The organism is Achromobacter sp. D7-1, assembly GCF_059760445.1.
Map to the genome: position 1 here is coordinate 44,940 of NZ_JCBAMT010000008.1, position 21,901 is coordinate 66,840.

19 protein-coding genes are annotated in these 21,901 nt (G+C 68.4%); 16 read left to right on the forward strand and 3 right to left on the reverse strand.

Annotated elements, in window-relative coordinates; genetic code table 11:
* Window positions 1-6: 6 nt before the first annotated feature.
* The 9 genes from AC6LKD_RS05540 (at window position 7) to AC6LKD_RS05580 (ending at window position 6,803) form a co-directional block, all read left to right on the forward strand.
* Window positions 7-879: an alpha/beta hydrolase gene (locus AC6LKD_RS05540; protein ID WP_498115477.1), complete on the forward strand. Its 873-nt coding sequence runs from the start codon at window positions 7-9 to the stop codon at window positions 877-879.
* Window positions 880-898: 19 nt separating this feature from the next.
* Window positions 899-1,291, forward strand: a complete 393-nt coding sequence (locus AC6LKD_RS05545) for a RidA family protein (RefSeq protein WP_492274517.1) — start codon at window positions 899-901, stop codon at window positions 1,289-1,291.
* Between the two features lie 34 nt (window positions 1,292-1,325).
* A complete protein-coding gene (locus AC6LKD_RS05550) occupies window positions 1,326-2,087 on the forward strand; it encodes an SDR family NAD(P)-dependent oxidoreductase (RefSeq protein WP_498115478.1) in 762 nt (253 codons plus the stop codon).
* A 14-nt stretch (window positions 2,088-2,101) separates the two neighbouring features.
* Window positions 2,102-3,325: an acyl-CoA dehydrogenase family protein gene (locus AC6LKD_RS05555; protein WP_498115479.1), complete on the forward strand. Its 1,224-nt coding sequence runs from the start codon at window positions 2,102-2,104 to the stop codon at window positions 3,323-3,325.
* Window positions 3,322-4,365, forward strand: coding sequence for a phosphotransferase (locus AC6LKD_RS05560; RefSeq protein ID WP_498115480.1), 1,044 nt, complete (start codon window positions 3,322-3,324; stop codon window positions 4,363-4,365). The genes AC6LKD_RS05555 and AC6LKD_RS05560 overlap by 4 nt, the downstream gene beginning before the upstream one ends.
* Before the next feature lie 144 nt (window positions 4,366-4,509).
* Window positions 4,510-4,974 (forward strand): GNAT family N-acetyltransferase, encoded by a 465-nt coding sequence (locus tag AC6LKD_RS05565; protein WP_207465708.1) that lies wholly within the window; start codon window positions 4,510-4,512, stop codon window positions 4,972-4,974.
* 100 nt (window positions 4,975-5,074) lie between these two features.
* Window positions 5,075-5,443 (forward strand): COG4315 family predicted lipoprotein, encoded by a 369-nt coding sequence (locus tag AC6LKD_RS05570; protein WP_207465710.1) that lies wholly within the window; start codon window positions 5,075-5,077, stop codon window positions 5,441-5,443.
* Window positions 5,444-5,473: 30 nt separating this feature from the next.
* The gene (locus AC6LKD_RS05575) at window positions 5,474-5,986 is read left to right on the forward strand and encodes an RNA polymerase sigma factor (RefSeq protein ID WP_042794858.1); all 513 of its coding nucleotides are present in this window, start codon (window positions 5,474-5,476) and stop codon (window positions 5,984-5,986) included.
* Between the two features lies 1 nt (window position 5,987).
* Window positions 5,988-6,803 carry an anti-sigma factor family protein gene (locus AC6LKD_RS05580; RefSeq protein ID WP_498115481.1) on the forward strand — a complete coding sequence of 272 codons (816 nt, stop codon included), beginning with the start codon at window positions 5,988-5,990 and terminating at the stop codon, window positions 6,801-6,803.
* Here the strand turns inward: AC6LKD_RS05580 and AC6LKD_RS05585 are convergent.
* From AC6LKD_RS05585 to atzF, 3 genes are read right to left on the reverse strand one after another with little or no spacing between them, the layout of a single operon-like run.
* Entirely contained in the window at window positions 6,800-7,561 is a 762-nt protein-coding gene (locus AC6LKD_RS05585) for a GntR family transcriptional regulator (RefSeq protein WP_498115482.1), read from the reverse strand. The two genes, AC6LKD_RS05580 and AC6LKD_RS05585, sit on opposite strands and share 4 nt — an antisense overlap.
* A 2-nt stretch (window positions 7,562-7,563) precedes the next feature.
* Window positions 7,564-11,223: an urea carboxylase gene (gene uca, locus AC6LKD_RS05590; RefSeq protein ID WP_498115483.1), complete on the reverse strand. Its 3,660-nt coding sequence runs from the start codon at window positions 11,221-11,223 to the stop codon at window positions 7,564-7,566.
* 44 nt (window positions 11,224-11,267) lie between these two features.
* Window positions 11,268-13,088 carry an allophanate hydrolase gene (atzF, locus tag AC6LKD_RS05595; RefSeq protein WP_498115484.1) on the reverse strand — a complete coding sequence of 607 codons (1,821 nt, stop codon included), beginning with the start codon at window positions 13,086-13,088 and terminating at the stop codon, window positions 11,268-11,270.
* 369 nt (window positions 13,089-13,457) lie between these two features.
* Here atzF and urtA point away from each other — a divergent pair, with 369 nt between their 5' ends.
* The 7 genes from urtA (at window position 13,458) to AC6LKD_RS05630 (ending at window position 21,899) form a co-directional block, all read left to right on the forward strand.
* Window positions 13,458-14,711, forward strand: a complete 1,254-nt coding sequence (gene urtA / locus AC6LKD_RS05600) for an urea ABC transporter substrate-binding protein (RefSeq protein ID WP_013395837.1) — start codon at window positions 13,458-13,460, stop codon at window positions 14,709-14,711.
* Window positions 14,712-14,731: 20 nt separating this feature from the next.
* On the forward strand, window positions 14,732-16,363 hold the full coding sequence (urtB, locus tag AC6LKD_RS05605; RefSeq protein WP_013395838.1) for an urea ABC transporter permease subunit UrtB: 1,632 nt from the start codon (window positions 14,732-14,734) through the stop codon (window positions 16,361-16,363).
* Window positions 16,360-17,487, forward strand: coding sequence for an urea ABC transporter permease subunit UrtC (gene urtC, locus AC6LKD_RS05610; RefSeq protein WP_013395839.1), 1,128 nt, complete (start codon window positions 16,360-16,362; stop codon window positions 17,485-17,487). Before urtB ends, urtC begins: the two co-directional genes overlap by 4 nt.
* Window positions 17,484-18,323 carry an urea ABC transporter ATP-binding protein UrtD gene (gene urtD / locus AC6LKD_RS05615; RefSeq protein ID WP_013395840.1) on the forward strand — a complete coding sequence of 280 codons (840 nt, stop codon included), beginning with the start codon at window positions 17,484-17,486 and terminating at the stop codon, window positions 18,321-18,323. The genes urtC and urtD overlap by 4 nt, the downstream gene beginning before the upstream one ends.
* A 1-nt stretch (window position 18,324) precedes the next feature.
* Window positions 18,325-19,023 (forward strand): urea ABC transporter ATP-binding subunit UrtE, encoded by a 699-nt coding sequence (gene urtE, locus AC6LKD_RS05620; protein WP_013395841.1) that lies wholly within the window; start codon window positions 18,325-18,327, stop codon window positions 19,021-19,023.
* Window positions 19,024-19,098: 75 nt separating this feature from the next.
* Window positions 19,099-19,512, forward strand: a complete 414-nt coding sequence (locus AC6LKD_RS05625) for a DUF2946 domain-containing protein (protein WP_013395842.1) — start codon at window positions 19,099-19,101, stop codon at window positions 19,510-19,512.
* Window positions 19,513-19,697: 185 nt separating this feature from the next.
* Window positions 19,698-21,899 carry a TonB-dependent receptor gene (locus AC6LKD_RS05630; protein ID WP_498115485.1) on the forward strand — a complete coding sequence of 734 codons (2,202 nt, stop codon included), beginning with the start codon at window positions 19,698-19,700 and terminating at the stop codon, window positions 21,897-21,899.
* The last annotated feature ends 2 nt before the right edge of the window (window positions 21,900-21,901 follow it).

Consider the following 21,901-nt stretch of genomic DNA (forward strand, 5'->3'; position numbering starts at 1 on the left):
GAAGCGATGACGTGTTCTTCCCAGGAGCAGGCGATCGATCCGGAGCAGGAAGCGCAGTACAACCTGCGCGCCCGGCATCCCGAACGCGAGGAAATCTACTTTACCTATGCGCGCCGCAGCGCGGACACGCGCAGCCGGCCCGAGGCCCGCCTGGACCTGCGCTTCGGCCAGCGGGCTTCCAGCGTGCTGGACCTGTTCGTGCCCGAACATGTGCCGGCGCCGCCGCTGCTGGTCTTCATCCACGGCGGCTACTGGCGCGCCCTAGACAAGCACGGCTTTTCGTTCATCGCCGACGAGTACCTGGCGCGCGGCGTGGCGGTGGCGCTGCCCAACTACACGCTGGCGCCGCACGCCAGCGTCTCCGACATCGTCGACGAGGCTTGCACAGCCGTGTCCTGGCTGACCGCCCAGGGAGAACGCCACGGCTACGACGCCAGCCGCATCGTGCTGTCCGGCCACTCCGCCGGCGGACACATGGCCGCCAGGGCCTTGTGCCGCGACCTGGTTCCCGCCCTGGCGGGTCGGATACGCGGCTACGTCGGGCTGAGCGGGCTGTTCGATCTGGAGCCGCTGCTGCGCACTTCCATCAACCGCGATCTCCATATGAGCGTGTCGGAAGCCCGCAACCTGGGGCTGTACCAGCGCGCCGCGCTGTACCAAGTCCCCATGGTGTTCGCGGCCGGCGCCCTGGAAACCGAGGGCTTTCGCGGGCAGAGCCGGGATTTTTCACAGCATTGCGCCAGCCACGGCTACCAGGTCGAAAACCTGGTGGTGCCGCAACGCAACCATTTCGATCTGCTGACCGATTTCGCCGGCGGCGGCTATCCGCTGTTCAACAAGACGCTCGATCTGCTGCTGCCCGGCGCGGGCCGGGCCTGATCTTTCACGAGGAGTCCACATGGCAGGCCAACCACTCAATCCCGCGGGCGTCTGCGCCCCCTTGGGTCCCTATAGCCAGGGCGTGCTGACCGAAGGCGCCGGGCGCTGGCTGCACATTGCCGGCCAGGTGGGAGTATCGTCCGAGGGCGAGCTCGCAGCTGGCTTCGAAGCCCAGGCCCACGCTGCCTGGCGCAACATCCAGGCCATGCTGGAGGCCGCGGGGATGAATGCGGGCGACCTGGTCAAGGTCGTAACCTACATCACCGACGAAAGCCAGCTGCCGCAGCTCGGCCCCGTCAGGCTGGCCTATCTGGGCGAGGCCCGTCCCGCCGCGACGCTGGTCGTGGTGCGGGCCCTGGCGCGACCGGAATGGCTGATCGAAGTGGAAGCGTCGGCGTACAAGCCTGCATGACCCCCGCGGCGGCAACGCCCGAAGGAGAGTGAGCATGTTCGAGGACCTACGCAACAAGCGGGCCCTGGTGACCGGCGCCTTCGGCGGACTGGGCGCGGAATTCGCGCGCACCCTGGCCGCCGCCGGCGCGCACGTGGCCCTGGCCGGACGCAGGCTGCAGGCCGGCGAGCAACTGGCCGCGGAACTGGCCGCCGCGGACCGGCGCAGCTGCGCCATCGCGCTGGACGTGACCCAACCCGACAGCGTCGCAGTCTTGTTCGATGCCGCGTCCGAGAGACTGGACGGCGCCATCGACATCCTGGTCAACAACGCCGGCATCACCACTACCCGTCCGGCGCTGGAACATACCGAGGCCGATTGGAGCGACGTGATCGACGTCAACCTGAACGGCACCTGGCGCGTGGCGCAGGCTGCCGGCCGCCACATGCAGGAGCACGGCGGCGGCAGCATCATCAACATCGCCTCCATCCTGGGGCTGCGCGTGGCTCAACAGGTGCCTGCCTACGCTGCCTCCAAGGCCGCGCTGATCCAGCTGACGCAGGCCCTGGCGCTGGAATGGGCGCGCCACGGCATCCGCGTCAATGCGCTCGCGCCCGGCTATATCGAAACCGACCTGAACCGCGAATTCTTCGCCAGCGACGCGGGACAGGCGCTGATCCGACGCGTGCCGCAGCGCCGGCTCGGACAGGCGCGGGAGCTGTCCGCCCCGCTGCTGCTGCTGGCTTCCGACGCCTCTTCCTTCATGACCGGTTCCGTCCTGGTCGTGGACGGCGGACATCTCATTTCCACGCTCTGACCCCGGGACGCAATATGGACTTCAGCCTCACGCCAGAAATCGAAAGCTACCGCCTGCGCATCAAGGACTTCGTCGAGACGCACATCCTGCCGGTGGAGGCCGACCCTGCCTCCTACGACGAACACGAGAACATCCGCGAGGAAGTCTTGCAGCCGCTGCGCCGCCGCGCCCGCGAAGCCGGGCTGTGGGCGCTGCAGATGCCGCGCGAACGCGGCGGCCAGGGGCTGTCGCGCGTCGGCATGGCGGCCTGCTACGAAGAAATGAACGTGTCGATCTTCGGCCCCGTGGTGTTCAACAGCGCGGCGCCCGACGACGGCAACATGATGGTGCTGGAGAAGGTCGCCACCGACGCGCAGAAGGCGCGCTGGTTGCAGCCCATCGTGGACGGCAAGGTACGCTCCTCGTTCGCCATGACCGAACCGCATCCGGGCAGCGGTTCGGATCCATCCATGATGCTCACCAGCGCCACCCTGCAAGACGGCAAGTGGCGCATCCACGGCAAGAAGTGGTTCATCACCGGCGCCGGCGTGGCGCAGCACTTCATCCTGATGGCCAAGACCTCGGACGATCCGCGCAAGGGCCTGACGGCCTTCCTCTTCGACGCGAACCAGCCCGGTTGGCGTATCGAACGGCGCATCCCCATCATGGGGCCGGAGGAACACGGCGGCCACTGCGAACTGGTGTTCGACGGGCTGGAAATCCCCGATGAAAACCGCCTGCTCGGCGTGGGCGACGGCCTGAAGGTCACGCAGATCCGCCTGGGACCCGCGCGGCTGACGCATTGCATGCGCTGGCTGGGACTGGCGCGCCGCTCCCTGGCCATCGCGCGCGACTACGTGGCGACCCGGCAGAGCTTCGGCACCGCGCTGGCCGAGCGCGAAGGCGTGCAATGGATGCTGGGCGAATGCGCCATGGCGATCGAGATCGGCCGCCTGTTGACGATGCGCGCCGCCGTCGCCCTGGACCAGGGCAGCTACGCGCGCAAGGAAGTCTCGATGGCGAAGATCGTCGTCTCCGAAACGCTGCACAAGGCGGTCGATACCGCCATCCAGCTGACCGGCGCGCGCGGCTATTCGCGCGATACGGCCTTGGCCTGGATCTACCGCTACGCGCGCCAGGCGCGGCTGGTCGATGGGGCATCCGAAGTGCACAAGATGGTGCTGGCGCGATTCCTGATGGACGAGGGCGACGAGTTCTGGCATTGGCAGGCGCAGGAACAGGCCGGGGCGCAATCGTGACGGGCGCGACAGTGGAGACGATTGCTGGCCAGGACGCGCTGGCCGCCTATCTGGTGCGTGCGGGCTATGCCGGGCAAGCCGGCGAAGTGGCGCTGCGCCGCCTGGCCGGCGGCCAATCGAATCCGACTTACATCGTGGCCACGGTCCGCGGCCAGTATGTGCTGCGCAAGCAGCCGGCGGGCAAGCTGTTGCCCTCGGCGCACGCCATCGACCGCGAGTTCCGGGTCATGCGGGCGCTGGAGCGCAGCGACGTGCCCGTGCCGCGCATGCTGGACTATTGCGCCGACGACAGCCTGCTGGGCACTCCCTTCTACCTGATGGACTATGTGCAGGGGCGCACCTTTGTCGACCCGACCCTGCCAGGCCTGGACCCGGCCGAGCGCGGCGCGATTTACGCCGAAACCAGCCGCGTGCTCGCGGCCCTGCATGAGCTGGACTACGTGGCCCTGGGCCTGGAAAGCTACGGCCGGCCCGGCAACTACTATGCCCGGCAAATCTCGCGCTGGACGCGGCAGTACCGCGAAAGCCGGCCCGCGGCGGACCTGCCCGCCATGGAGTCGCTGATCGACTGGCTGCCCCGCAACATTCCCGCCAGCGACGAAACGCGGCTGGTGCATGGCGACTTCCGCCTGGACAACCTGATCTTCCACCCCACTGAACCCCGCGCCCTGGCCTTGCTGGACTGGGAGCTTTCCACGCTGGGGCACCCGCTGGCGGACCTGGCCTATTACTGCATGTGCTGGCGAGTGTCGCCGCAGCTGTGGCGCGGCGTGGCCGGATCCGATCTCGGCGCGCTGGGGATCCCCACGGAGGACGAGGTCGTGGCGGCGTACTGCCGGGCGCGCGGGCTTGCCGGTGTCGCCGATTGGGGCTTTTACCTCGCTTACAGCTTCTTCCGCATGGCCGCCATCCTGCAGGGGGTCGCCGCGCGCGCCTCGGGCGGCAACGCGGCCGCCGACGACGCCCAGTCCATGGGCGCCAAGGTGGCGCCGCTGGCCGAGCTGGGGTGGGAGTGCGCGCGCAGCGGCGGCGCGGATTGAAGAACAGGATCAAAGGACCCGGCTAAGGAGCGGGGTCAAGGAGCCGGCCGCAGGCGGCCGGGCTGGCGCCCGGCGCGCAACCGCTCTATAACCTGATAATCGGGCCGGCACGGCAGCCGGACGCCTCCTACCTCCCCCGCCTCCATGACCCAGACCTGCTCCCTGGCGCTGCAGCCCGCCACCGAAGACGACCTGCCCTTCCTGCTTGCCCTGCGCAAGACCACCATGCACGAGCACCTGCGGCGCGCGGGCGCGCCGCAGGACGACGACTACCATCTGGCCCGCATCCTCTACCGCTTCGAGGACGCCCGCATCGTCTGGCTGGACGGCCGGCCCGCCGGGCTGTTCAAGCATGGCCGGGACGCGGCCAGCTGGCGCATCGTGCAGATCCAGATCGACCCCGCCTTCCAGGGCCGCGGGCTGGGCCGCCGCCTGCTGGAAGGCGTGCTGGACGAGGCCGACGCCGAAGGCATCCCGGTCACCCTGAGCGTGCTGAAAGGCAACCCCGCCCGCCGCCTGTATGAAGCGCTGGGCTTCACCCCCGTGGAGGAAACCGAACTGGAACACGAAATGCGTTACGAACCCGGCGCGGTCCGGCCGGCAGGCTGACCCTTTGCAACTTCTTTCCGCCCGGCGGGAATAAAGCCCGGGCCGGCAGCGTCTGTAGAGGGCAGTCCCCCACTTTCCCTATCTACGTACGAGGCAAACCATGCGCAAACACATCGCCGCAGCCCTGGCCATCTCCGCCGCCGCCCTGTTTTCGGCCGGCGCCCAGGCCCAGGCCGTCAAGACCCAGGACGGCATGCTGGTCAACAGCGCCGGCATGACGCTTTACACCTTCGACAAGGATGCCGGCGGCAAGAGCGCCTGCAATGACCAGTGCGCCAAGATCTGGCCGCCCGTCATGGCCAGCGCCGACGCCAAGCCCATGGGCGACATGACCGTCATCACCCGCGACGACGGCAGCAAGCAATGGGCCAGCAAGGGCAAGCCGCTGTACACCTACGCCAAGGACGCCAAGGCCGGCGACAAGACGGGCGACAACTTCAAGGAAGTCTGGCACGTCGCCAAGCCCTGAGACCGTGTCCGCCAGCAAACGCAGCAATCCATGCGCGCCGAAGACGAAGCCCTGATCCTGGCCTGCATCCCCAGCCTGCGGCGCTACGCTCGCGGGCTGACGGGCGACCCCCACCGGGCCGACGACCTGGTCCAGGACACGCTGGAGCGCGCATGGAGCCGCTATTCGCGCTGGCAACGGCGCGGCGAGTTGCGCGCCTGGATGTTCGGCATCATGCACAACCATTTCATCGACGGCGTGCGCGCCAGCAGCCGGCGGGCCGAACAGACCGCCCTGGGCGAACTGCCGGACGCCCCGGTACGCGCCACGCAGACCGACCACCTGGAGGTGCGCGACCTGGACCGCTGCCTGCAAGCCCTGCCCGCCGAACAGCGGGAGGTATTGCTGCTGATCTGCGTGGAGGACCTGTCCTATCAGGAAACCGCCCGGATACTGGACGTGCCGATGGGCACGGTCATGTCGCGCCTGTCGCGCGCCCGCGAGAAGCTGGGCGCGCTGATGCAGGCGCGCGACACCGTCAGCAAGCTTCATCGCGTGAAATGACATGAACGAGAAACGCCTCCACGCAGTGCCCGGCGCGGGCACCCCGATTACCGAAGCCGACCTGCATGCCTATGCGGACGGCCAGTTGCCGCCGGCGCGCCGCGCCGAGGTCGAGACCTTCCTGGACGCGCATCCGCAAGACCAGGCCCGGGTCGACGAATGGCGCGAACAGCGGCGCCTGCTGCACGCCATGCTGGACCCGGTGCTGGACGAGCCGCTGCCGCTGCGCCTGCCCCTGGCGCGGCCCGCCAACCCCTGGCCCTGGCGCGCGCTGGCCGCGGGCGTGGCGATCGCTGCCATCAGCGCCAGCGCTGCCTGGATCACCCGCGGCGCCATGGATGCGCGCCATCTGCAAGCGGTGCTGGCCACCGCCAGCCCGGAGCGCGTCGCGGGCGGCTATGCCCAGCGCGCCGCCATCGCCCACGCGGTCTACGCGCCCGACATGGGCCGCCCCGTGGAAGTCGGCGCCGACAACGAAAAAGGCCTGGTCACCTGGCTGACCAAACGCATGGGCGCGACCATGCGCCCGCCGTCCCTGTCGCAGGCCGGCTATGAGTTGGTGGGCGGACGCCTGCTGCCCGGCGGCGCGGGGCCGGTTGCCCTCTTCATGTACGGCGCAGCCGATGGCCAGCGCCTGACCTTGTACGTCACCCGCGAGGCCGCGGGTGGGCAGACCGCCTTCCAGTTCACCCAGGAGGGCCCGGTACGGGTGTTTTATTGGGTCGAAGGCCAGTTCGGCTACGCGCTGTCGGGCGCAGTCAGCCGCGACGAGTTGCTGCGCGTGTCGCAAGAAGTCTACCAGCAGTTGCAGGGCTAGGGCGTATCCGCGCCTGCAGACGCCTGCCCCCGCCCGCCGGCGCGCTCGCGCGCCTCGTGCAGCATATGCAGCGTGATCTTGCGGACCTCGGCGCGGCTAATGCCGATATGCGAACGCAGCATGCGTGCCGCCTCGTCGGCGCGGCGCGCCAGCACCGCCCGCAAGATGGCCGCGTGCTCGTCGTAGGTGGCGTCGACGCGAAAATCCTTGGTGAAGTCCAGCCGCCGCACGATGCGTATCTTCTCGGTCACGTCGCGATGGATCTGCGCCATCTCGGGATTGCCGGCGGCGGCCACCAGCGCACAATGGAAGGCCTCGTCCAGTTGCGCCACCAAGCGTCCGTCCAGGATGCGCTGCCGCGGCGGCGCCAGCCACACGTCCTTCAGCGCGCCCAGAATGCCGGCCTCGTCCATGTGCTCGCGCGCGCACAGCCGTTCCACCGCGGCCTGCTCCAGCGCCACCCGCACGTCGTACAGCGCCTCGAAGCGTTCGAAGTCGAAGGGCCGCACCTGCCAGCCGCTGCGCGGCCGCGGCAGCACATAGCCCTCGCGCTCCAGCCGCGCCAGTCCCAACCGCACCGGCGTGCGGCTGACACCCAGTCGGGCCGCCACCTCGGCCTCGGTGAAGCGCTCGCCCGGCAGCACTCGGAAGTCGAACAGGTCGTCCTTCAGGCGCTGATAAACCTGATCGGCCAGCGAGCCGGCCAAGGCCGGCGCCTGGCGGATGGCCGGAGCGGCCTGCTCGGATTCCAGACGCATGCTCAAACCACGGGGCAGGTCGCGTCTTCGGCCAGCACGATGAGCGGGTCACCGGCGTTCACGGGTTTGCCCGGCACGCAGCGGATCGCGGCAACGGTGCCGGAAGCGGGCGCAATGACCGATAGTTCCATCTTCATGGCTTCGACCACCACCAGCGTGTCGCCGGCCGCAACGCTCTGGCCCACCTGAACCGGAATCTTCCAGATGTTGCCGCACATGTCGGCGCTGACCAGGCTTTCGCCTTCTTTCAATGCCGCCTCGGCTTCGGGCTCGGGCGCAGCCGCGTCCTGCTCCACCGCGGCATCCTCGCTTTTCCACAAGGCGACCTCGGCATCGAAGGCGCTCTTCTGGCGCATCTGGAACGCCGCAATGCTGTCGGCCTCTTGCGCCAGGAAGCGCTGGTGCGCGGCGAAGTCGAACACCTCTTCCTCGATGCGGATCGTGGCCCGGCCTTCGCGGAAGTCCTCGCGCAGCAGATCGAGCTCAGCCTCGGTCACCGGGTAGAAGCGCACCTGATCGAAAAAGCGCAGCAGCCAGGGCTTGCCGTCCTGGAACACCGGGTTCTTCAGGAACTTGTTCCAGATGGGCAAGGTGCGTCCGACCAACTGATAGCCGCCGGGCGAATCCATGCCGTAGATGCACATGTACACACCGCCTATGCCCACGGTACCTTCGGCCGTGAACGTGCGGGCCGGGTTGTACTTGGAGGTCAGCAGGCGGTGGCGCGGGTCTATCGGCACCGCGCAAGGCGCGCCCAGGTAGACGTCGCCCAGGCCCATGATCAGATAGCTGGCGTCGAACACGATATCGCGGACCTGCTTGCGGCTGGCCAGGCCGTTGATGCGCTGGATGAAGTCCACGTTGTTCGGCAGCCAGGGCGCGCTGGCGCGCACTGTTTCCTGATAACGCTGCACCGCGCCCAGCGTGGCCGAGTCCTCGAACGCCATCGGCAGATAGACCACGCGGGTCGGCACCTTGAGCGTGGCCACATCGGCCAGGCCGGTCTCGATCCGCAGCAGGCGCTCGATCAGCGCGCCTTGCAGGACAACGCGGCTGTCGTAGCGGATCTGCAGCGAACGCACGCCCGGCGACAGCTCCAGCACGCCGGCGATGGGATCGGCGCTAAGCGCCTCCATCAGCAGGTGGATGCGCATGCGCAACGCCAGATCCAGCACGTTGTCACCGTATTCCAGCAGCAGATAGCCGTCGCCCGCCTGGCGGTAGGACACCGAGGGGCGCGTGCCCGCGGCGGCCAGCGCCGCCACGATGGGTTCCGCCGGCGCGGCATGCGTTGCGGCGGCGTCAGCGTGCCGGGGCATGTCGGCGGCCCGGGCTTGCGCGGGCGCCGCCAGCTCGGCCACGCTGCGGTCCTGCGCCGCCTCCAGCGCCACAGCCTGTTGATAATCGATCCGCACGAAACGGATACGATCGCCCGGCTTGACCTGCCCGACCTTCCACAATTCGGCGCGGGCGATGGTAACGGGGCAAACGAAGCCGCCCAGGCTGGGGCCGTCGCGCGTCAGGATGACGGGGCTGTCGCCGGTGAAGTTGATGCTGCCGATGGCGTACTCACAATCGTGGATGTTGGACGGATGCAGGCCGGCCTCGCCGCCGTCCTCGCGCGCCCAGGTCGGCTTGGGACCGATCAGGCGCACACCCAGCCGGTTGGAGTTGTAATGCACTTCCCAGTCCGCGGCGAAGAAGGTTTCGATGGCTTCGGGCCGGAAGAAATCCGGCGCGCCGTGCGGGCCGTAGAGCACGCCGATTTCCCAGGCGTTGCCGTACGCCGGGATCAGTTCGGCGGGCGCGGCCTGGGGTTCGCATATGGGCTCGCCGGCGTCATTGGCCAGCCCGGGGCGGACCCGTGGCAGCATGTCGCCCACGCGCAAAGTACGGCCGGCATGGCCACCGAACTGGCCCAACGCAAAGGTCGAACGGCTGCCTAGATAGACCGGCACGTCCAGGCCGTGACGCACGGCCAGATAGCTGCGGCAGCCCGACAGCGCACGGCCGGCTGCCAGCACCTGGCCGGACAGCACGGTCACCGGCGTCCACATGGGCATGGGTACGCCATCCAGCGTGGCTGCGCAGGCCGCGCCCGTCAGTGCCACGATGGCATCGCCGTGAAAACGCAAGGTAGGGCCGACCAGCGTGGCCTCGATGCCGGCTGCATCGGGCGCATTGCCGACGATGCGGTTGGCCATGCGGAAGGCATAGTCGTCCATCGGTCCCGAGGGCGGCACGCCGATGTCCCAGTAGCCTACCCGCCCCGGATAGTCCTGCACGCTGGTGTAGGTGCCAGCGGCCAGCACCTCGATCGCCGCGGGCCGGTACGTGAAGGTTTCCAGGAAGCGCGTGGACAGCTCTCCGGCTCGAAAGCGCGCGTCATCCACGATCTGCCGCAGATAGTCCAGGTTGGTGGCGATGCCATGCAGGCGGGTGCGGGCCAGCGCGTGCGCCAGCTTGTCCAGCGCGGCCTCGCGCGTGCCGGCGTGCACGATCAGCTTGGCCAGCATGGGGTCGTAGAACGCCGGCACCTCGGTGCCGGTTGCGACCCAGCCGTCCACCCGCAGGCCTTGCGGAAAGAACACATCGGTCAACACGCCCGGCGACGGCTGGAACTGGCGCAGCGGATCCTCGGCGTACAGGCGCACCTCGATCGACGCGCCCTGCGGCGCGCGCGACATGGCGGCGTAGTCCAGCGGCTCGCCCGCGGCCACGCGCAACATGCATTCCACCAGGTCCAGGCCGGTGACGGCTTCCGTCACGGGATGCTCGACCTGCAAACGGGTATTGACCTCCAGGAAATAGAAGCTGTCGCGCGTCGCGTCGTAGATGAACTCCACGGTGCCGGCGGAACGGTAGTTGACCGACTCGCCCAGCCGCACGGCGGCGGCGTGCAACGCCTGGCGCGTGGCGACGGGCAGCAGCGGCGCGGGCGTCTCTTCGATTACCTTCTGGTTGCGGCGCTGCACCGAGCAATCGCGTTCGCCCAAAGCCAGCACGCGGCCGGCGCCGTCGCCGAAGATCTGCACCTCGACGTGGCGCGCATTGTCGACGTAGCGCTCGATGAAGGCGCCGCCGTCGCTGAAGAAATGCTCGCCCATGCGCTGCACGCTATCGAAGGCCGCGGTCAGTTCGGCCTCGTTGTCGCAGCGCGAAAGGCCGATGCCGCCGCCGCCCGCCGTGCTCTTGAGCATCACCGGATAGCCTATGCGCTCAGCCTGCGACAGCGCTTCGCCCAGGCTGCCCAGCAAGCCCGTGCCCGGCGTCATCGGCACGCCAGCCTCGGCCGCCAGTTCGCGCGAACGGTGCTTCAGGCCGAACTCGCGGATCTGCAGCGGCGTCGGGCCGACGAACGCGATGCCGGCGTCCTCGCAGGCCTGCGCGAACTCGGCGCTTTCGGACAGGAAGCCGTAGCCGGGGTAGATGGCCTGCGCGCCATGCTCTCGGGCGGCGGCCAGCAGCAGGTCCATGCGCAGGTAGCTGTCGGCGGCCTTCTCGCCGCCCAGCGCCACGGCCACGTCGGCCGCGCGCACGTGGGCGGCATTGCGGTCCGGGTCGGAGTAGACGGCCACGCTGCGGATGCCCAGCCGCTTGAGGGTGCGGATGGCGCGGACGGCGATCTCGCCGCGGTTGGCAATCAGAACGGTATCGAACACGGTGCGACTCCCAGGTTTCTTGCGGGGGTTATCGAAAGCGGAGATCAGGCCAGGCTGGCCAGGTAGGCGCGCCAGCCGCCGAACTCCGTGATGTCGCGCGCGCCCTCCAGGCCGCGCGGCTCGCAGATGAAGCCCTTGACCTGCCGGCCGTCCGCCAGCTCCAGCGTGCCGATGCCCAGCGGCGCGGGGATCTCGGCCACGAAGGCGCCGAAGGCAGCCAGCGGCACATCCCAGAGCTCGACCTCGATGGGCGCGCCGCTCGCGGACTTCACCAGGCCGGGCTTGGGCGGCGATGTTTTTGCCAGGGCATACAGGCGGTAATCGCCGGCTGTGTGCGTCTGCTCGACGAACACCGCGCGGCGCGAGGTCAGCTGATGGTTCAGCGGCATGCCGCGCAAGTGCGCGCCGACCACGGACACACGCACCGTGTCGCCCGCCGGCGCCCGGGCAGGGCTGATGGCGGGCAGCGGTGCGCCGGTGGCGCCCAGCGGCAGGCCGAGACGCGCCTGCCACTGGCGGCCAAACTGCGCCAGGGCATGGTCCTGCCACGCCAGCCCGATCAGCGTGATGCCTGCGGGCAGGCCGTCGTCGCGCATGCCGGCGGGCAGCGCCAGCGCCGACAGGTCCGCCAGGTTCGCAAAGTTGGTGTAGATCCCCAGCCGTGAATTCAGCGCCACCGGATCGGCGTCCAGTTGGGTGATGGTGTAGATCGACGGCGCGGTCGGCACGACCAACGCGTCGAAGCCCGCCAGCGACTGAAGGATGCGCCGCGCCAGATCCGCGCGCCGGTACTCCGCCTTGAACGCGTCCAGCGCGCTGTAGTTGGCGGCCTGCTCGACGATGCCGCGCACCACCGGATGGATGGCGCCAGGGTTCTTCTGCCACAGTGCTTCCACGGCGGCAAAGCGCTCGGCCACCCAGGGCCCCTGATACAGCAGCGCCGCCAGCTCGCTGAACGGCGTGAAGTCCATGGGCTCGACCGTCGCGCCGGACGCCTTCAGGACGCGTACCGCCGCGTCGAACGCGGCCGCCGCCTGCGCATCGCCGAAGAATTCCAGCTGCGCGGGTATCGCCAGCCTGGGCTGCGCCGGCCACGGATGTACGCTGCCTGCCGGCTGGGCGCGCGAATAGGGATCGCGCTCGTCGAAGCCGGCCGCGATATCGGCCACCAATTCCGCGTCATCCACCGTCAACGCGAACACCGACACGCAATCCTGCGTGCGGCATGCCGGCACCACGCCGGCCGTGCTGAGCCGGCCCTTGGTGGGTTTGAGGCCGACGATGTTGTTAAAGCCCGCCGGCACGCGACCCGAACCTGCGGTGTCGGTACCCAGCGAAAACGCCGCCAGGCCACGCGCTACGACGGACGCGGAGCCCGAACTGGAGCCGCCGCTGACGTATTCCGGATTGAAGGTATTGGCCACGGGGCCCAGCGGCGAACGCGTGCCCACCAGTCCGGTGGCGAACTGATCCAGGTTGGTCTTGCCCACCAGGATGGCGCCCGCCGCGCGCAGCCGGGCGACGACGGTGGCGTCCTGCTCAGGCGTATAGGCGAATTCCGGGCAGGCCGCCGTGGTGGGCCAGCCTGCGGCGTCGATGTTGTCCTTGACCGCAAACGGCACGCCATACAGCGGCAGCCGCTTCAGATCGCCGCCGGCGGCTTCCAGCAACCCATGCAGGGCATCGAGCTGCCGCGCCAGCAGGGCACCGTCCACGCGCTTGATCCAGGCATTGTCCGGCTGGCCGCCGCGTTCGGCCCATGCAGCCAGCAGAGTCTCGGGCGTGGCGCCCTCATCGCGGTAGGCGGCCTGCCATTGCGCGATCGTCCATGCGACGGGGCCTTTGTGCGTTGCTACGGCGTTCATGCTGGAGTCCTTTCTTGTATACAAGTACGGATTCCCAAGCAATCGGCGTGCCATGTTGGCCGCCGCCCCGCGTTTTCCCCCTTCTCCTGCGGCGGCGCGCTCCAAGCCGCCAGGCGCGCATGACGACGCCCCACCCCGCACGCACCGCCAACGAGCGCCGCGCGCACCCATGTTGTGCATGCGGCACCAGATCGATCACTGGCGTCTTGCGCGCCGCGCTCCACGATGCTCGCGTCCCATCCCCCCTGCATATAGCGGACCGCACGTCAGCGCGTGGTTGGCATGCCTTTTGCTTTGAGGTTCTGGTCGTCGGGTGTTGTTCAGATCGTTCTCGCCGGCGCGACCGGCACATTCCCATCAGGAGTCACCATGAAACGCAGACTAGCCCTTAAGCAACTGACCGCCGTGAGCCTGTTGGCCATGTCTGGATGGATGCCCCAGGTACACGCCGCCGAAGACACCATCAAAGTCGGCATCCTGCATTCGCTCTCGGGCACGATGGCAATCTCGGAAACGTCGCTGAAGGACGTTGCCCTGATGGCCATCGAGGAAATCAACGCCAATGGCGGCGTGATGGGCAAGAAGCTCGAAGCCGTGGTGGTGGACCCCGCGTCGAACTGGCCGCTGTTCGCCGAGAAGTCGCGCCAGCTTTTGTCCCAGGACAAGGTGGCGGTCGTCTTCGGCTGCTGGACCTCGGTGTCGCGCAAGTCCGTGCTGCCGGTGTTCAAGGAGCTCAACGGCCTGCTCTTCTACCCGGTGCAATACGAAGGCGAAGAGCTGGAAAAGAACGTGTTCTACACCGGCGCCGCGCCCAACCAGCAGGCCATACCCGCCGTCGAATACCTGATGAGCGAAGACGGCGGCGGGGCCAAGCGCTTCGTGCTGCTGGGCACCGACTACGTCTATCCGCGCACCACCAACAAGATCCTGCGCGCCTTCCTGCATTCCAAGGGCGTCAAGGACAGCGACATCGACGAGGTCTACACGCCCTTCGGCCATTCCGACTACCAGACCATCGTCGCTAACATCAAGAAGTTCGCCACCGGCGGCAAGACGGCCGTCATCTCAACCATCAACGGCGACTCCAACGTGCCCTTCTACAAGGAGCTGGGCAATGCCGGCCTGAAGGCCACCGACGTGCCGGTGGTGGCGTTCTCGGTCGGCGAAGAGGAATTGCGCGGCGTCGACGCCAAGCCGCTGGTAGGCCACCTGGCCGCGTGGAACTACTTCCAGTCGGTCAAGAACCCGGTCAACGACGCCTTCATCCAGAAGTGGAAGGCCTATGCCAAGACCAAGAACCTGCCCAACGCCAATACGGTGGTGACCAACGATCCGATGGAGGCCACCTACATCGGCATCCACATGTGGAAGCAGGCGGTGGAACAAGCCAAGACCACGGACGTGGACAAGGTAATCGCGGCCATGGGCGGCCAGAAGTTCAATGCGCCCGACGGCTACACCATCGAGATGGACCCGACCAACCACCACCTGCACAAGCCGGTCTACATCGGCGAGATCAAGGCGGACGGCCAGTTCAGCGTGGTGTGGAAGAGCAAGGGTCCGATCCGCGCCCAGCCCTGGAGCCCGTACATCCCGGGCAACGAAGGCAAGCAAGGTCTCTAACGCACTGGGAACAAGCAGCCATGCGCATCGCGGCAATCGCACTCTACTTGCGTCGTTTCCTGCTGGCTTGGCTGGTGTCCCTGCCGCTCGCTGCCGCCCCGGCGGCGGCCGGCGGCGTGGACCCAGCCCTGCTGGCGCCGCTGGCCGGCGACGACACGGACGCCAAGCTCCAGACGATTGCCGCGCTGGGCCAGTTGCCCGAACCCGAAGCGGCAGCGGTGCTGCAGGCGCTGGGCGAGGACCGGCTCTATGCCGCCCCCGATGGCCGCGTGCTGATCGGCAACGGCGGCGCGCGCGCCACCGACGCGGCCACGGGCGCCGCCGCCGAGCTGCCCGCGGACGCGGGCGCCATAGGCATCAACAACCGCCTGCGCCGCGCCATCGAGGCCGCGCTGGCCGGCTCACGCCTGTACTCCGAACAACCCGCCGAGCGTCTGGCGGCGGCTCGCCGCCTGCAACAAACCGGCGACCCGGCGCGCCTGCCCATGCTGGAGAAGGCCCTGGCCGCGGAAAAGAACGAGGCCGTGCGCGACGCGCTGCTGATCGCGCAGGCCAACCTGGAATTGAAGAGCAGCGATCCTGCCAAGCGGCGCCACGCGGTGGAGCTGCTGGGCGGCACCCGCAGCGCCGCCTTCCGCCCCACCCTGGCCGCCCTGGCCGAGGAACGCGACGGCGCTTACGCCGAGCCCGACGCCGGCGTGCGTGAGGCCGCCGGCCGTGCGCTCAAACAGATCGACCGCCACCTGACCACCATCGAATGGGCCGGCAACCTGTTCTACGGCATCAGCCTGGGCAGCGTGCTGCTGCTGGCGGCGCTGGGCCTGGCCATCACCTTCGGCCTGATGGGCGTGATCAACATGGCGCACGGCGAGCTGCTGATGATAGGCGCCTACGTGACCTATGTGGTGCAGACGGCGTTCCGCGCCTGGCTGCCGGGCTGGCTGGACTGGTACGTGCTGGCCGCGTTGCCGCTGGCCTTTGCCGTGACCGCGCTGGTCGGCATGGCGCTGGAGCGCACCGTCATACGCTGGCTCTATGGCCGGCCGCTGGAAACGCTGCTGGCCACCTGGGGCATCAGCCTGATCCTGATGCAGGGCGTGCGCACGCTGTTCGGCGCGCAGAACGTCGAGGTGGGCAATCCCGGCTGGATGTCCGGCGGCGTCACGGTGCTGGGCGGACTGGTGCTGAGCTACAACCGCCTGGTCATCATCGGCTTCGCCTTCTTCGTGGTGTTCCTGGTGTGGGCGCTGCTGAACCATACCCGCCTGGGCCTGTTCGTGCGCGCCATCACACAGAACCGCCGCATGGCCGACTGCGTGGGCGTACCCACCGGCCGCGTCGACATGCTGGCCTTCGGCCTGGGCTCCGGCATCGCCGGGCTGGCTGGGGTGGCGCTGTCCCAACTGGGCAATGTGGGACCGGACCTGGGCCGCGGCTACATCGTCGATTCGTTCATGGTGGTGGTGCTGGGCGGCGTGGGCCAATTGGCCGGCACCGTCATCGCCGCGCTAGGCCTGGGCGGCGTCAATAAATTCCTGGAGCCTTACACGGGAGCCGTCATGGCCAAGATCACCATCCTCGCGCTGATCGTGCTGTTCGTCCAAAAGCGGCCGCAAGGCCTGTTCGCCCCCCGCGGCCGGAGTGTCGAATGAAACAGAACGCGCTGACTGACCTCAATCTGCTGACCCGCCGCCCGCTGTACTCGGGCCGCGTATGGGCGGCCCTGGCCGCGGCCGTGGCGCTGCTGGCGCTGCTGCCCTGGCTGAATCTCGTCTTCCCGCCCGGCCATGCGCTGCATGTGTCGGCCTATGCCGTGGCGCTGCTGGGCAAGTTCATGTGCTACGCCATGGCGGCGCTGGCGCTGGATCTGGTGTGGGGCTATGCCGGCATCCTGTCGCTGGGACACGGCCTGTTCTTCGCGCTGGGCGGCTATGCGCACGGCATGTACCTGATGCGCGCCATCGGCCGCGACGGCGTCTACCAGAGCGATCTGCCCGACTTCATGGTATTCCTGGACTGGAAGAGCTACCCCTGGTACTGGTCCTTTACCGAACACTTCTGGTACGCCATGCTGCTGGTGGTGCTGGTACCGGGCGTGCTGGCCTTCGTGTTCGGCTACTTCGCCTTCCGCTCGCGCATCAAGGGCGTGTACTTTTCCATCATCACGCAGGCGTTGACCTTCGCCGCGATGCTGCTGTTCTTCCGCAACGACACAGGCTTCGGCGGCAACAACGGCTTCACCGACTTCAAGCGCATCCTGGGCTTCGACATCACCGCGCCGGGCACGCGCGCCGCGCTGTACTGGATCACGCTGGCGGCGCTGGCCGGCGCCCTGATCCTGGCGCGGCTGGTCACGCAGAGCAAGCTGGGCCGCGTACTGACCGCCGTGCGCGACGCCGAAAGCCGCCTGCGCTTCATCGGCTACGACCCTCTGGGCTTCAAGCTGTTCGTCTGGACCCTGTCCGCAGTGCTATGCGGCATCGCCGGCGCGCTCTACGTGCCGCAGGTCGGCATCATCAACCCCAGCGAGATGTCCACCGAGACCTCCATCGAAATGGTGATCTGGGTCGCCACCGGCGGGCGCGGCACGCTGGTCGGCCCCATCATCGGCGCAGGCGCCGTCAACGGCCTGAAGACCTGGTTCACCAGCGTGCTGCCGGAGTTCTGGCTGTATGCGCTGGGCCTGATCTTCGTACTGGTGACGCTGTTCCTGCCCACCGGCATCGTCGGCCTGGCGCGCCGCATCTCCGCCCGCATCCAGGGGAACAAGGCATGAGCAGCACGCATATCGAATCCGCCGCGCTCGACGGCGGCCCCAGCGGCGACGCCGGCTATGGCCGCGTCAACCCCAAGGGCCTGGACACCAGCCACGGCGCCATCCTCTACCTGGAAGGCATCACGGTCAGTTTCGACGGCTTCAAGGCCCTCAACGACCTGACGCTGGACATAGGCGTAGGCGAACTGCGCTGCATCATCGGCCCCAACGGCGCCGGCAAGACCACCATGATGGACGTCATCACTGGCAAGACCCGGCCCACTTCGGGCACGGCCTACTTCGGCCAGAGCATAGACCTCGCGACGCTCAACGAAGCGCAGATCGCGCATGCCGGCATCGGCCGCAAATTCCAGCGGCCCACGGTGTTCGAGCAGCACAGCGTGTTCGAAAACCTGGAGCTGGCGATGAAGACCGACAAGCGCGTGCGGCCCACGCTGTTCGCGCGGCTGAGCGGCGAACAGGCCGACAAGATCGGCGAGACGCTGGACCTGATCCGGCTGCGGCCGGAAGCGGCGCTGCCCGCCGGGTTGCTATCGCACGGCCAGAAGCAGTGGCTGGAGATCGGCATGCTGCTGATGCAGGAGCCGCAATTGCTGCTGCTGGACGAACCGGTGGCGGGCATGACCGACGCCGAGACCGAACGCACCGGCGAGCTGCTCAACGAGCTGCGCGGACGCCATTCGCTGATGGTGGTGGAGCATGACATGGACTTCGTCAACCAGATCGCGGGCAACGGCAAGGTCACGGTGCTGCATGAAGGCTCGGTGCTGGCCGAAGGACCGATGAGCAAGGTGCAGGCCGATCCGCGCGTCATCGAAGTTTATTTGGGGCGCTGAAATGCTGGACGTGAACGCGATCGACCAATACTACGGCGGCAGCCACACCCTGCGCGGCGTGTCGCTGTCCTTGCGCCAGGGCGAATGCCTGGCGCTGCTGGGCCGCAACGGCGTGGGCAAGACCACCTTGCTCAAATGCGTGATGGGCGTGCTGCCGGTGGCGCGCGGCGGCATCGCCTTCGACGGCGCCGACGTCACGCGCCTGGAGCCGCACCAGCGCGCCGCGCGCGGCATGGCCTATGTGCCGCAAGGCCGCGACATCTTCGCGCGGCTGACGGTGGAAGAGAACATCCTGATGGGCATGGCGGCCAAGCCGGCGGCGCGCGCCCGCCGTATCAAGGAAGAGGTGTACGAGCTGTTCCCGGTGCTGCGGACCATGCTGTCGCGCCGCGGCGGCGACCTGTCCGGCGGGCAGCAGCAACAACTGGCGATCGCCCGCGCCCTGGTGGCCGAGCCCAAGCTCATCATCCTGGACGAGCCCACCGAAGGCATCCAGCCGTCCATCATCAAGGACATCGCCCGCGTCATCCACATGCTGCGCCAGCGCGGCGACATCGCCATCCTGCTGTGCGAGCAGTACTTCGACTTCGCCCGCGAGCTGGCGGACCAGTTCGTGGTGCTGTCCCGCGGCGAGGTGGTGGCGCGCGGCGACCGCGGTGCGATCGATGGCGAGGACGTGCGGCGGCATCTGTCGGTCTAGGGCCTGAGCCGGGCCTCGATTATTCCTGGCATACGCTGGACGGCAGCCCCATCTGCTCCGATATAATCGGGCGCCATGTGCTCCGCTGCCTACCTGACCCGCCCTGCCGTCTGGATCGCGCTCGTCGCGATCCTGTGGGCGTCGTTGGCGCCGTCGCTGGCGAATGCGCTGAGCCTGTCTCCGGCCAGCCACAACGCCCATCGCATCAGCGTCGACTTCTGCACCAGCGAAGGCGCGGGACAAGCCTCATTCTCCCTGGAGGTGCCGGGCAACAACGATGACGGCAGCCAGGCGGACAGTCACGGCGACAGCCATCACTGCCCGTTGTGCCGCAACCCTGGTGCCGACGTGGGCATCCTGCCCGCGCCCGTTCCCGTCGTACCCGCCCCGCTCGGGCGCGCCATCACCTATCCGCCGCTGTTCTTCCTCGCGGCGCATCCTCTTCATGCCTGGAGCGCGGCGCAGCCGCGCGCACCGCCAGCAGTCTGAGCCGGCGCGCCCCGCCGCCTGACGGCGGCCGGTCCGCGTCCGCACGCTGTTACCCCGCCGCCACCTTCCGTCCGCGCCGACCGCGCGTCCAGAGGCGTGCCGTCATTCAGGCTCATGCGCCCCGACCAGCCCCGCCCGTCCCCGGAGGGCAGCGGGGCGCGCGGGCCGGACCACCGGTTCCAGACATGAAGAAAACCACGACCTACACCCTGCTGCTGGGCGCGCTCGCCAGCGGCTCCGCCCAGGCCCAGCCCACGGAACCCGCCGTGCAAACCCTGGCGCCCACCACCGTGCATGGCGCAAGCGCCGAAGCGCCCGCCCCCAACGGCCCCATCAATCTGAACGCGCGCGACAGCACCGGCAGCCGCCTGGACCTGACCCTGCGCGAAACGCCGGCCAGCGTCACCGTGATCTCGCGCGAGCAGATCGAGGCGCGCGGCTCCTTGAACACCCAGGAGATCGCCCGTGGCATCCCCGGCGTGGACAACGCCTCGCCGCCCGGCAATGCCGGCGCGGTCAGCTACCGCGGCTTCTCCGGCGGCCAGGTCTCGCAACTGTTCAACGGCATCTCCGTGCAGTACGACTCGATCGCAGCGCGGCCGGTGGACAGCTGGATCTATGACCGGGTCGAAGCGATAGGCGGCCCCTCCACCTTCCTGTTCGGCGCGGGCGCGGTGGGCGGCGCCATCAACTACGTCACCAAGCTGCCCGAGCGCGACACTTTCTACGACGGCCAGTTGCGGTTGGGTTCGTTCGACAGCCGCCAGCTATCGGTCGGCCTGAACCAGCAGCTGACGGGCGAGCCTGGCGGCCGCGGCCACTATCTGCGCATCGACGCCAATACCGATTCCAGCCACGGCTGGGTCGACGGCAACCATTCCCGCGCCAGCCAGGTGGCCGCCTCGCTGCTGTCCGACCTGGGCGCTGACGTGACCCAGACTTTCGCCTTCGAGTACCAGCGCGAACAGGTCGACCGCCCCTACTGGGGCACGCCGCTGAAAACCGGCGCCAACGGTGTGGTGCAGGGCACGGGCCGCATCCTGGATGGCACACGCTTCAAGAACTACAACGTCAACGATGGCCTGTACGAGCAGTCGGTGCTGTGGGCGCGCTCCCTGACCGAATGGCGCGCCGGCTCGAATCTGACCTTCAAGAACACGCTCTACTACTATCGCGCTGAACGCGATTATCGCAACCTGGAAAGCTACCGCCTGAACGCTGGCAACAGCCTGGTGCTGCGCTCCGGCGCGCTGCTGCAGCGCCACGAGCAAAGCCTGATCGGCAACCGCGTGGAAGGGCTGTACCGCTCGACCCTGGCCGGCCTGCCCAGCGACTGGTCCTTTGGTGTGGACGTCAGCCAGAACAAGATCACCCGCTATCCCACCAGCCTGCCCGCCCAGGTGGACGCGGTGGATCCCTACGACTTCTCGGCCGGCGATTTCTACGACATCCCCGGCATGAAGCGCGGCCATGTCGCCGACCGCGACAACCGCATCCGCACGCTGGCGCTGACGATGGAGAATCGCACCACGGTGCTGCCCGGCGTGGCCATCGTGTCGGCGCTGCGCAAGGACTTCATCGACCTGGACCTGACCAACCGCCGCGCCGTCACCGCGACCTCGCCCGCCAGCGCGCAGCGCAGCTACTCTCCGCTGACCGGACGGCTGGGCGTGAACTGGGAGCTGAGCCCGGAAGCTACGCTGTACGCGCAGTACGCCACCGCGGCGGATCCCCCGTCGGGCATCCTGGCGACGGCCTCGTTCGCCGACGTGCTGAGCAATGACAAGCTCAGTACCGGCAGGCAGGCCGAAGTGGGCGGCAAGTTCAACTTCTGGGACGGCCGCGGCACGGCCACCGTGGCGGTCTATGAGATCAAGCGCAAGAACATCGCCACCTCGGACCCGAACAACCCCGGCGTCAGCGTGCCCGTGGGCGCGCAATCGGCGCGCGGCATCGAACTGGCCGGCGGCCTGCAGCTGACGTCCCAGCTGTCCCTGCAAGGCAACGTCGCTTTCGTCGATCCCCAGTACGACGACTTCTCGCAATCGGTGGGCGGCGTGGCGGTCTCGCGCAACGGCAACGTGCCGACCAACACCCCGCGCCGCCTCGCCAACGTCTGGCTGGATTACGCCTTCCTGCCCGACTGGACCGCCAGCATGGCGGCGCGCTACGTGGGCCGTATGTATGCCGACGCCGCCAATACCGTCTGGACGCCGTCCTACACCGTGTTCGACGCGGCGCTGTCGCACCGCATCAACCGCAACCTCAGCGTGACGGCGCGCGTGCGCAACCTGACCGACAAGGTCTACGCCGCGAACGCGACGCCTACCATGTACTACCTGGGCGCCCCGCGCTCGGTCGAGCTCACCTTGCAGGCCCGCTTCTGAGC